This is a genomic window from Lysinibacillus sp. FJAT-14222, from assembly GCF_001278875.1.
Lineage (GTDB): Bacteria > Bacillota > Bacilli > Bacillales_A > Planococcaceae > Lysinibacillus > Lysinibacillus agricola.
Genome location: NZ_LIYL01000077.1, coordinates 1 through 622, shown reverse-complemented (window position 1 = coordinate 622; position 622 = coordinate 1). Strand labels below are relative to the sequence as shown.

Sequence of the window (622 nt, the reverse complement as noted above, 5' to 3'; positions counted from 1 at the left end):
TGGCAGACGCACAGGACTTAAAATCCTGCGGTAGGTGACTACCGTGCCGGTTCGATTCCGGCCCTCGGCACCATTTTATTTTAATAATTAGCGCCCGTAGCTCAATTGGATAGAGCGTCTGACTACGGATCAGAAGGTTATGGGTTCAACTCCTGTCGGGCGCGCCAATATAACAAACGGGAAGTAGCTCAGCTTGGTAGAGCACTTGGTTTGGGACCAAGGGGTCGCAGGTTCGAATCCTGTCTTCCCGACCATTTCCTAAAATTAACNTCGGGCGCGCCAATATAACAAACGGGAAGTAGCTCAGCTTGGTAGAGCACTTGGTTTGGGACCAAGGGGTCGCAGGTTCGAATCCTGTCTTCCCGACCATTTCCTAAAATTAACTATGGGGCCTTAGCTCAGCTGGGAGAGCGCCTGCCTTGCACGCAGGAGGTCAGCGGTTCGATCCCGCTAGGCTCCACCAATTAAAACAAATGAACCTTGAAAACTGAACAAGCAAAACGTAATCAATAAAGTTTTTAGTAACTAACCTTGAGTTAGTGAATGAAACAAAATTTTGGACATCAAACATGATGCCAGCAAAACAATTTGAGCTTATCAAATTTCTTTTTATGGAGAGTTT

General features: G+C 46.7%; 4 tRNA genes. All 4 read left to right on the top strand.

Annotated features, from left to right (window positions below):
* Positions 1 to 90 precede the first annotated feature (90 nt).
* The 4 genes from AN161_RS27160 (at position 91) to AN161_RS27145 (ending at position 463) form a co-directional block, all read left to right on the top strand.
* A tRNA-Arg gene (locus AN161_RS27160) sits at positions 91 to 167 on the top strand.
* 10 nt (positions 168 to 177) lie between these two features.
* A tRNA-Pro gene (locus AN161_RS27155) sits at positions 178 to 254 on the top strand.
* Between the two features lie 38 nt (positions 255 to 292).
* Positions 293 to 369 (top strand) — tRNA-Pro (locus tag AN161_RS27150).
* A gap of 18 nt (positions 370 to 387) precedes the next feature.
* Positions 388 to 463: transfer RNA gene (locus AN161_RS27145), tRNA-Ala, on the top strand.
* The last annotated feature ends 159 nt before the right edge of the window (positions 464 to 622 follow it).